Below are 9,034 nucleotides of genomic sequence, written 5' to 3'. Positions count from 1 at the left end.
CCCTCCCCCGCAGGGGGGGGGAGGGAAAGCCGCGGCGCCTCCCGTGTAGTCTGCATAGCCAATGCGTGCGTCGGCAAGCCCGCACGGGCGAGGGGACCCGCGCCATAGCCGGCGATGACGGCCGCTGCTGACCCCGCCGGGCGCGGAAGATGCACACCGGACCTCTCCGACGACCCGCTGCAACCCCCACCCCTCCGACACCGTTGTCAGCCCGGGCGGATTCCGCCCCGGAGGAAGGCGCATGGGTTTGCTCGAATCGGCGATCGGCGGCGTGCTCGGTCAGGTGTTCGGCGGCCAGAAGCAGGGATCCGGGGGGATGTCGCCCCTGGTGAAGGCCCTGCTGATGCTGCTGCTGACCAAGGGCGCGAGCGGCGGCTTCGGCGACATCTTTGGGCAGGGACGCGGGAGCGAGCCGGGGCCCGAGGCCGACCGGTCCGGCGGCGCCGGCCCCTACGGGCGCGATCCGGGCCAGCACCCGGCCGATGCCGGCGGGCGCGGCGACCCGGGCGACATCGGCGGCTGGGACCAGTCCGGCCAGCGCCGCGAGGCCGGCCCCTCGGACCCGTCCCTGCCGCCCGGCGATTTCTCGGACCTGTCCGGCATGCTCGACGGCCCGGGCGAGTCGGGCCCGGCCCCGAGCCGCGCCGCCCCCGAGCGTCAGACCGATCCGGGCGCGGGCGATCTCGGCGGCCTCGACGGCCTGGTCGACCGGTTCCGCCAGGGGGGCCTCGGCGACGTGATCGAATCCTGGATCGGCCACGGCAGCAACCGCCCGGTGGCCCCGGCCCAGCTCGCCCAGGCGCTCGGCCCCGACACGCTCGACACTCTCCAGAGCCAGACCGGCCTGGACCGCGAGGCGCTGCTGTCGCAACTCGCCCAGGCGCTGCCAGAGGTGGTGCACGCGCTCACGCCCCAGGGGCGGGTGCCGGGGGCGGAGGAGAGGAGGGGGTGGTGACCAATCTATCGAATATAGAACGCTAATAACTAATCGTTGCTCAACGTAACGTAATCCTCGTCTGTGTCGTCACCAGCTGTAGTATGCATCGTTGAACTGCTTCGTATAGCGCGAAGTGTGTACATCAGCTTCTCGCCGTGCGAAGTAAGTTCCCAATAAGTTTGCTTGTCTTTGAGGCTCCGGCTTCGATTGCTTTTAGAAATAATGCTGAGAGCCACCAGTTGAACGATACAAGTCTCGAATGATTTTACGTCAAGATCGAACGAAAAATTCGCTCCCCCCTCGAAATATTCATGGTCTTTAACTTTTTGTATCTGGTCTTCATTAATTGCATCTTCTAAGCGATTTTTTATGGTACTTTCGTTAGCTTCATCAATCATCGACGGCGTCACGGCTGCGATGATAGCATTCCATGTCATCTGGAAGCGCCAGCCGATACGACTCTTATTATAATATGCGTCATCTTTGCCACGAAATGAAACTACGCAGCGCAGAGATACTTCCTCTTCGCCTTGGGATAAATCTTGACGATGCTCAGATGAATTAAAATAACTTTCTTTGTTTTCATTAACTAAACGATCTATTTCTTTTCTAAGTCTCAATATTTCTTGAGCGGAAGATTCATCAGTGACATTATTTCCACGTACCCATCCGATAGCGGGATTATTTTTGATCAGTTGAATTAAACTGCGGCTAACCACTGATCCAAGCTCGGATGGGTTTTCCCAGAAGCGAACTAGCTTCTTTTGTGCTAAACTTCGGAAATCCTCAAGCTTTCTACGCAGATCTGCATCAGTCTCAAATTTATCGGCGGGCAGTTTGTTTATGTTTTTGTGGAGAAATGCGATAATCGGTTTCTTCCTATCGATCGCATATCGATATTCCATCTCTGTATAGCTGATGGCATCGGGACCTATCGAACCATATTTTCCTGCTATGATAACCAAATAATAATCACAGTCATCAATAACTTTTTTAATCAATGTCCACTGATCATCATTCGCTGCAGGGAACAATTCCATTCCAGCAGGTATACAGTCGAGTTCAAGCAATGCCTGAGTGACTTCCTGCCTTTCTTCGATTAGATCTCTGAAAGTAGAACTCACAAATACTTGGTAACGCTTCTCAATCATCGAGCGAACTTTATACGTCAAACCCGCCGCATCACCAAGCTGGCATTCGTCCCGCCAAATCCAAACGAATTCGACAGCACCACGTCCACCTGCTTGCGCTTCGCCTCGAACGGCACGAGGTCGATCTTGGTCTGGACCGAGGGGTTGTCGAGGTTGAGCGTCGGCGGGATCACGCCGTCGCGCAGGACCAAAATCGAAAAAATCGCCTCGACCGAGCCGGCGGCGCCGAGCAGGTGGCCGACCGAGCTCTTGGTGGAGGACATGGTCGCCTGGGCGGCGGCATCGCCCAGCAGACGCTCCACGGCCTTCAGCTCCAGCTCGTCGCCCATCGGCGTCGAGGTGCCGTGGGCGTTGATGTAGCCGATCTCGGCCGGGGAAATGCCGGCGCGCTTCACCGCGGCGCTCATGCAGCGGAAGGCGCCGTCGCCGTCCGGGGACGGGGAGGTGATGTGGTAGGCGTCGCCCGAGAGGCCGTAGCCGACCACCTCGGCGTAGATCTTGGCGCCGCGGGCCTTGGCGTGCTCGTACTCCTCGAGCACGACGATGCCGGCGCCTTCGCCCATGAGGAAGCCGTCGCGGTCGCGGTCGTAGGGGCGGGAGGCCTTTTCCGGGGTGTCGTTGAAGCCGGTGGTCAGCGCCCGGCAGGCCGAGAAGCCGGCGATCGACAGGCGGTTGACCGGCGATTCGGCCCCGCCCGCCACCATCACGTCGGCGTCGCCGAGCGCCACCAGCCGGCTCGCGTCGCCGATGGCGTGGGCGCCGGTGGAGCAGGCCGTGACCACGGCGTTGTTCGGGCCCTTGAGGCCGTAGGCGATCGAGACCTGGCCGGAGGCGAGGTTGATGATCCGGCCCGGGATGAAGAACGGCGAGATCCGGCGCGGACCCTTCTCGTGGAGGGTGACCGAGGCGTCGTAGATGCCGCCGATGCCGCCGATGCCGGAGCCGATCAGCACGCCGGTGGCGCACTGGTCCTCGTGGCTCTTGGGGTGCCAGTTGGCGTCCTTCAGGGCCTCGTCGGCCGCCGCCATCGCGTAGACGATGAACGGATCGACCTTGCGCTGCTCCTTGGGCTCCATCACCGCGTCGGGGTTGAAGGTGCCGTCGGTGCCGTCGCCGAACGGGACCTGCGCGGCGACCCGGCAGGGCAGGTCGGCGGATTCGAAGCCGCGGATCGGGCCGGCGCCGCTGTCGCCCGCGATCAGCCGGCTCCAGGTGTGCTGCACCCCGCTGCCGAGCGGCGTGACCATCCCCAGACCCGTGACCACCACCCGCCGCATGCTACCTGTCCCGTCTTAGAACCGTCTCTGGACGCGCTCCCCGACCGGCTCGCCGCCGGAGCGCCTCGCGAAACGCAGAACGGCGCGGGGGCTGCTTCGCCTCACCCGCGCCGCGTGAAACCGAATCCGGCGCCTCAGGCGGCCGAGTTCTTCTCCAGGAACTTCACCGCGTCGCCGACCGTCTGGATGGTCTCGGCGGCGTCGTCCGGGATCTCGACGTTGAATTCTTCCTCGAAGGCCATGACCAGCTCGACCGTGTCGAGGCTGTCGGCACCGAGGTCGTCGATGAAGTTGGCGCTCTCGACCACCTTCTCGGGCTCGACGCCCAGGTGCTCGACGACGATCTTCTTCACGCGCTCAGCGATATCGCTCATCGGTCTTCCGTCCTCGTCCTTTTGGTCTGTCAGTCGTCTCGGGGTGGTGCCGTGGCCGCGCCGCGCCCCTTCGGGCTTGTTGGCGGGCCGGTGTCGATCGCGCGTGTTTCGAGGTGAACTGGGACGACCCCGCCGGGGGGCCTTGGACTGAAAACCCGCTGAACCGTCAACCCCCTGTACGGCTGCGGGGCGTGGTAGCACAGGGTTCCCGCCCTGGCGAGAGCCGTTCAGATTCCCTTCATCGGTGTGGCACGCGCGTGCCGGAACGGGAATTCCGGCCTAGAACATCGCCATGCCGCCGTTCACGTGCAGGGTGTGGCCGGTGACGTAGGCGGCCTCCGCGGACGACAGGTAGATGCAGGCGGCGGCGACCTCTGCGCCTTCGCCCAGCCGCCCGGCCGGCACCCGGGTCAGGATGCCCTCGCGCTGCTTGTCGTTGAGCGCGTCGGTCATCGGCGAGCTGATGAAGCCCGGCGCGATGCAGTTGACCGTGATCCCGCGCGAGGCGACCTCGGCGGCGAGCGCCTTGGTCATGCCCACGAGCCCGGCCTTGGCGGCGGCGTAGTTGCCCTGGCCGGGATTGCCGGTGGCGCCCACCACCGAGCCGATATTGACGATCCGCCCGGAGCGGCGTCGCATCATGCCCTTCACGGCCGCCCGCGAGAGCCGGAAGGCGGCGGTGAGGTTGACGGCGAGCACCTGCTCCCACTCGTCGTCCTTCATCCGCATGAACAGGTTGTCCCGGGTGATGCCGGCATTGTTGACCAGGATGTCCAGCGGACCGATCGCCGCCTCGGCGGCCGGGACCAGGCCCTCCACCGAGTCCTTGTCGGAGAGGTCGGCCGCCACCGGGCTCGCCCGCTCGCCGAGCTCCGCCGCGAAGGCCTCCAGGGCCGCCGGCTTCGTGCCCGAGAGCGCCACGGTGGCGCCCTGGGCGTGCAGCGCCCGGGCGATCGCCTGGCCGAGGCCGCCGGTGGCGCCGGTCACGAGGGCTTTGCGGCCGGTGAGATCGAACATGCGCGAGTTCCTTTATATCAGAGCGCGAAGGCCGCCACGTCCGCGGGCGTGCCGATCGCCGCGGCACGCGCCTGGGGCGCGATGCGCTTGACCAAGCCGGTGAGCACCTTGCCGGCGCCGAGTTCGTAGAACCGGTCGACCCCCGCGCCCGCCATGGCGGCGACGCTCTCGCGCCAGCGCACCGTGCCGGTGACCTGCTCGACCAGGGCCGCCCGGATCGCCTCGGGCGCCGTCACCGGGGCGGCCATGACATTGGCGTAGAGCGTCACCCGGGGCGCTTTCAGGTCGACCCTGGCCAGAGCCGCGGCCATCGCGTCGGCGGCGGGGGCCATGAGCCGGCAATGGAACGGCGCCGAGACGTTGAGCATCACGGCGCGCTTGACCCCGCGGTCCGTGGCGATGCCGACCGCGCGCTCGACCGCCGCCCGCTCGCCCGAGAGCACCACCTGGCCGCCGCCATTGTCGTTGGCGACATCGCAGACCGCGCCGTCGGATTCCAGAGCCGCCGCCTCGGCGATCGCCCGGGCCGCCTCGACATCGGTGCCGATCAGGGCCGCCATCGCGCCGACGCCCGGCGCCACCGCGTCCTGCATGGCCTCGCCGCGCAGGCGCAGCAGCCGCGCGGCATCCGCCACCGACAGGCTGCCGGCGGCCGCGAGCGCCGCGTATTCGCCGAGCGAATGCCCGGCCACGCAGGCGACGTCCCGGGCGAGGTCGAGGCCGCGCTCGGCCTCCAGCACGCGCAGGACCGCGAGGCTCGCCGCCATCAGGGCCGGCTGGGCGTTGGCCGTGAGGGTCAGGTCCTCCACCGGCCCCTCGAACATCAGCCGGGAGAGCGGCTGGGACAGGGCGTCGTCGACTTCGTCGAGCACGGCTTTCGCCTGCGGGAAGTCTTCCGCGAGCCCCTTGGCCATGCCGACCGCCTGGCTGCCCTGGCCGGGAAAGATGAGTGCGCGCATGGCTTGTCTGATCGCTCTCGCCGTGCGGCGCGCGAACGCCGCCCCTGCCGGCCGAAACATCTGGAATAAGCGGCGCGCACTCGCACCCGAGGCAGCCTGTGTCAACAATGCGTCGCACAATCCGCGGCCTCGCCGCTCCCTCGCCGCCGCCTCGCCGCGTGGTCGCCGCCGCCGCCCGCGCCCGCCAGACGCGCGCCGGACGCAACCCGCTGTGCTTGTTGCACAACGGCATTCCGTGTACAGTGGCGCCACACCCGACATCACCCGTCGCTTAAGCTGAGGAGCCGCCCCGCATGGCGCGCGTCACCGTCGAAGACTGCATCGAGAAGGTCGAGAACCGGTTCGAGCTGGTGCTGCTGGCGAGCCACCGGGCGCGCCTGCTGGCCGCCGGCGCTCCGCTCACCATCGACCGCGACCGCGACAAGAACCCGGTCGTGGCCCTGCGCGAGATCGGCGACGCGACGATCACGGCCGACGACCTCAAGGAACAGCTGATCCACTCGATGCAGAAATACGTCGAGGTCGATGAGCCGGAGGCCGAGACCGTGCCGCTGCTGTCGAGCTCGCCGGCCGCCGCCGCGGTCGCTCCGCAATCCTCCAGCGACGACGCGGCGGTCCAGTTCGACCGCATGAGCGAGGAAGACCTTCTGCGCGGCCTCGACAACCTGGCCCCGCCGGTCGAGACCGACGACGAGGGCGAGTAAGCCCGGAACAGCGAGCCACGCGACGTGGGCCTGGATGATCACGACCTGAACGAGACCGGACCCGGCGGAGACGCCGGGTTCTTGCGTTCGGAGGGCGATACCGCCGCAACCGGCGCTTTTCCGCCGCCGGGGGCTGGCGTCGTCGCGCCGGTTGCGGGAGAGTCGGGCGTGATCCCGACCCCGCGTCCCGCCCAGGAACCGACGACGTCCCGGCGGATGATGCGCCAGTACGAGCTCGTCGAGCGGGTCAAGCGCTACAATCCGGCGGCCGACGAGGCGCTGCTCAACCGCGCCTACGTGTACGCCATGCAGGCGCACGGCACGCAGAAGCGCGCCTCGGGCGATCCGTTCTTCGCGCACCCGCTCGAAGTCGCCGCGATCCTCACCGACCTGCATCTCGACGACGCCACCATCGTGGCCGCGGTGCTGCACGATACCGTGGAGGATACCGAGGCGACGCTGGAGGAGATCCGCCGCCTGTTCGGGCCGGAGATCGGCGCGCTGGTCGACGGCCTGACCAAGCTGAAGCGGCTCGACCTCGTGTCCAAGCAGGCCGCGCAGGGCGAGAACTTCCGCAAGCTGCTGCTCGCGGTGGCGGCAGACGTGCGCGTGCTGCTGGTCAAGCTCGCCGACCGCCTGCACAACATGCGCACCCTCCATCACATGCGCGAGGACAAGCGCCACCGCATCGCCCAGGAGACCCTGGACATCTACGCGCCGCTCGCCGGCCGGATGGGCATGCAGGAGCTGCGCGAGGAGCTGGAGGACCTGGCCTTCCGCAACATCGAGCCGGAGGTCTACGCCACCATCACCCAGCGGCTGGCGCGGCTCACCGCCAAGTCCGAGCGGGTGGTCGAGACCATCGCACAGGTGCTGACCGAAAAACTCGGCGCCCAGGGCATCACCGCCGAGGTCAGCGGCCGCCAGAAGCGGCCGTTCTCGATCTGGTCGAAGATGGAGCGCAAGTCGGTCGCGTTCGAGCAGCTGTCCGACATTTTCGGCTTCCGCGTGGTCGTGGACACGGTCCAGGATTGCTACGCGGCGCTCGGGATCGTCCACACCAGCTGGCCGATGGTCCCGGGCCGGTACAAGGACTACATCTCGACACCGAAGCAGAACGATTACCGCTCGATCCACACCACGGTGATCGGGCCGAAGAGCCAGCGCGTCGAGTTGCAGATCCGCAGCCGCGCCATGGACGACATCGCCGAATACGGCATCGCCGCGCACGCCCATTACAAGGAACTCGGCAAGGACGTGCCCAAGGAGCCGGGCAGCGTGCATCCGAAGCTGGCGGCTGAGAGCGGCGCCTACCAATGGCTGCGCCGGACCATCGAGCTGCTCGCCGAGGGCGACAGCCCGGAAGAGTTCCTGGAGCACACCAAGCTGGAGCTGTTCCAGGACCAGGTGTTCTGCTTCACCCCGAAGGGCCGGCTGATCGCCCTGCCGCGGGGCGCGACGCCGATCGACTTCGCCTACGCGGTGCACACCGATGTCGGCAACTCGGCGGTGGGCGCCAAGATCAACGGCCGGATGGCGCCGCTGCTGCATGAGCTCGCCAACGGCGACGAGGTCGAGATCAGCCGCTCGGATGGCGCCTCGCCGCCGGCCGCCTGGGAATCCCTGGTGGTAACCGGCAAGGCCCGGGCGGCGATCCGGCGGGCGACCCGGACCGCCGTGCGCCGGCAATATGCCGGGCTCGGCCGCCAGATTCTGGACCGCGCCTTCGAGCGCGCCGCCAAGACGTTTTCCGAGGACAAGCTGCGCGGCGCCCTGCCGCGGCTGGCCCGCGCCACCACCGAGGACGTGTTCGCCGCCGTCGGGCGGGGCGAGATGTTTTCCGGCGACGTGGTCCGGGCGGTCTATCCCGACCATCGTGACGAGCGCCGGCCGTCGACGCCGCAGGGCGCGCTGAACGGCGCCGGCCGCCTCGTGCGCTCGGCCGACCAGACCATGCGGCTGACCTTCCCGGCCACCGAGGGCGGCAAATCCGAGGGCCGCAGCGACGCGATCCCGATTCGGGGCCTCGCCGGCGACCTGCCGGTGACCTTCGCGCCCAATGGCGGCGCGGTCCCGGGCGACCGGATCGTCGGCATCCTGACCCCCGGCGTCGGCGTCACCGTCTACCCGATCCAGTCGGCGGCGCTCGCGGCCTTCGACAACGAGCCCGAGCGCTGGCTCGACGTCCGCTGGGACACGGAGGCCTCCGGCACCGAGCGCTTCCCGGCCCGGCTGGCGCTGAAGTCGATCAACGAGCCCGGCGTGTTCGCCCAGATCGCCCAGGTGATCGCCGACCACGACGGCAACATCGACAACATCTCGATGAAGCGCCGCACCCAGGACTTCACCGACATCACCATCGACCTGTCGGTCTGGGACCTCCAGCACCTCACGGCGATCATCGCGGAACTGCGCGGCAAGCGCCCGGTCAACAGCGTCGAACGCGTGAACGGCTGAGATTATCCTGCGCCCGAGAAGGCGCGGACCTCAGGTTTTAAGGATCAACCTCGGCCTATTATCCCAGTCTGACGCCGAGATACGTCGGGATATGATTTTCCCATCGACGCTGTGCAGGAACGGCGCTATCCAGAGCCCCATTCCTTCCGGTTGACTTG

8 protein-coding genes are annotated in these 9,034 nt (G+C 67.1%); 3 read left to right on the top strand and 5 right to left on the bottom strand.

Features of this window, described 5'->3' with window-relative positions:
• The first annotated feature begins 241 nt into the window (after nucleotides 1–241).
• Nucleotides 242–955: a YidB family protein gene (locus tag MKL09_RS23850; RefSeq protein WP_244024350.1), complete on the top strand. Its 714-nt coding sequence runs from the start codon at nucleotides 242–244 to the stop codon at nucleotides 953–955.
• Between the two features lie 29 nt (nucleotides 956–984).
• On the opposite strand, the gene MKL09_RS23845 is transcribed toward MKL09_RS23850, so the two are convergent.
• The 5 genes from MKL09_RS23845 to fabD form a co-directional block, all read right to left on the bottom strand.
• Nucleotides 985–2,088 (bottom strand): DUF4062 domain-containing protein, encoded by a 1,104-nt coding sequence (locus MKL09_RS23845; protein WP_244024348.1) that lies wholly within the window; start codon nucleotides 2,086–2,088, stop codon nucleotides 985–987.
• A gap of 17 nt (nucleotides 2,089–2,105) precedes the next feature.
• Nucleotides 2,106–3,365 carry a beta-ketoacyl-ACP synthase II gene (gene fabF, locus MKL09_RS23840; protein WP_244024346.1) on the bottom strand — a complete coding sequence of 420 codons (1,260 nt, stop codon included), beginning with the start codon at nucleotides 3,363–3,365 and terminating at the stop codon, nucleotides 2,106–2,108.
• A 134-nt stretch (nucleotides 3,366–3,499) separates the two neighbouring features.
• Nucleotides 3,500–3,739: an acyl carrier protein gene (locus tag MKL09_RS23835; protein ID WP_007559070.1), complete on the bottom strand. Its 240-nt coding sequence runs from the start codon at nucleotides 3,737–3,739 to the stop codon at nucleotides 3,500–3,502.
• A 279-nt stretch (nucleotides 3,740–4,018) separates the two neighbouring features.
• Nucleotides 4,019–4,756 carry a 3-oxoacyl-[acyl-carrier-protein] reductase gene (gene fabG, locus MKL09_RS23830; protein ID WP_244024344.1) on the bottom strand — a complete coding sequence of 246 codons (738 nt, stop codon included), beginning with the start codon at nucleotides 4,754–4,756 and terminating at the stop codon, nucleotides 4,019–4,021.
• A gap of 17 nt (nucleotides 4,757–4,773) precedes the next feature.
• Nucleotides 4,774–5,715, bottom strand: a complete 942-nt coding sequence (gene fabD, locus MKL09_RS23825) for an ACP S-malonyltransferase (protein ID WP_244024342.1) — start codon at nucleotides 5,713–5,715, stop codon at nucleotides 4,774–4,776.
• A gap of 293 nt (nucleotides 5,716–6,008) precedes the next feature.
• Between fabD and rpoZ the strand changes: the two genes are divergently transcribed.
• Nucleotides 6,009–6,419, top strand: coding sequence for a DNA-directed RNA polymerase subunit omega (gene rpoZ, locus MKL09_RS23820; RefSeq protein WP_244024340.1), 411 nt, complete (start codon nucleotides 6,009–6,011; stop codon nucleotides 6,417–6,419).
• A gap of 216 nt (nucleotides 6,420–6,635) precedes the next feature.
• Nucleotides 6,636–8,876, top strand: coding sequence for a RelA/SpoT family protein (locus MKL09_RS23815; protein ID WP_244024356.1), 2,241 nt, complete (start codon nucleotides 6,636–6,638; stop codon nucleotides 8,874–8,876).
• Nucleotides 8,877–9,034 lie beyond the last annotated feature (158 nt).

This window comes from Methylobacterium sp. J-048, from assembly GCF_022829515.1.
In the GTDB taxonomy this organism is placed as follows: domain Bacteria; phylum Pseudomonadota; class Alphaproteobacteria; order Rhizobiales; family Beijerinckiaceae; genus Methylobacterium.
The sequence above is the reverse complement of the archived record's forward strand: the minus strand, read 5'-3'. Positions and strand labels throughout refer to the sequence as shown.

Bases quoted from the DNA above. Each gene is read 5' to 3' on its own strand.
- MKL09_RS23850 (WP_244024350.1), top strand. From the start codon at position 242: ATGGGTTTGCTCGAATCGGCGATCGGCGGCGTGCTCGGTCAGGTGTTC.
- MKL09_RS23845 (WP_244024348.1), bottom strand. From the start codon at position 2,088: ATGATTGAGAAGCGTTACCAAGTATTTGTGAGTTCTACTTTCAGAGAT.
- fabF (WP_244024346.1), bottom strand. From the start codon at position 3,365: ATGCGGCGGGTGGTGGTCACGGGTCTGGGGATGGTCACGCCGCTCGGC.
- MKL09_RS23835 (WP_007559070.1), bottom strand. From the start codon at position 3,739: ATGAGCGATATCGCTGAGCGCGTGAAGAAGATCGTCGTCGAGCACCTG.
- fabG (WP_244024344.1), bottom strand. From the start codon at position 4,756: ATGTTCGATCTCACCGGCCGCAAAGCCCTCGTGACCGGCGCCACCGGC.
- fabD (WP_244024342.1), bottom strand. From the start codon at position 5,715: ATGCGCGCACTCATCTTTCCCGGCCAGGGCAGCCAGGCGGTCGGCATG.
- rpoZ (WP_244024340.1), top strand. From the start codon at position 6,009: ATGGCGCGCGTCACCGTCGAAGACTGCATCGAGAAGGTCGAGAACCGG.
- MKL09_RS23815 (WP_244024356.1), top strand. From the start codon at position 6,636: ATGATGCGCCAGTACGAGCTCGTCGAGCGGGTCAAGCGCTACAATCCG.